Raw genomic sequence first — 246 nt, forward strand, 5'->3', positions numbered from 1 at the left:
CCCATATTCAGACAGGATTTCTCGTGTCCCGCCCTACTTGTCGCACGCTTAGTTCCACACATCGCATTTCACATACGGGGCTATCACCCGCTATGGCTCCTATTTCCAGAGGATTCTGTTATGCGTCATGCTAAAACGTGCAGGCTCTTCCCATTTCGCTCGCCACTACTTTGGGAATCTCGGTTGATTTCTTTTCCTGCAGCTACTTAGATGTTTCAGTTCGCCGCGTTCGCTTTGCATACCTAT

Annotated in this window: 1 rRNA gene; it reads right to left on the reverse strand. The window is 49.2% G+C overall.

The annotated features are described in order from the left end of the window. Positions 1-246 (reverse strand): 23S ribosomal RNA (locus GEV01_RS30650); the annotation flags it as partial.

The organism is Rugamonas rivuli (assembly GCF_009380165.1).
Classification (GTDB): domain Bacteria; phylum Pseudomonadota; class Gammaproteobacteria; order Burkholderiales; family Burkholderiaceae_D; genus Rugamonas; species Rugamonas rivuli.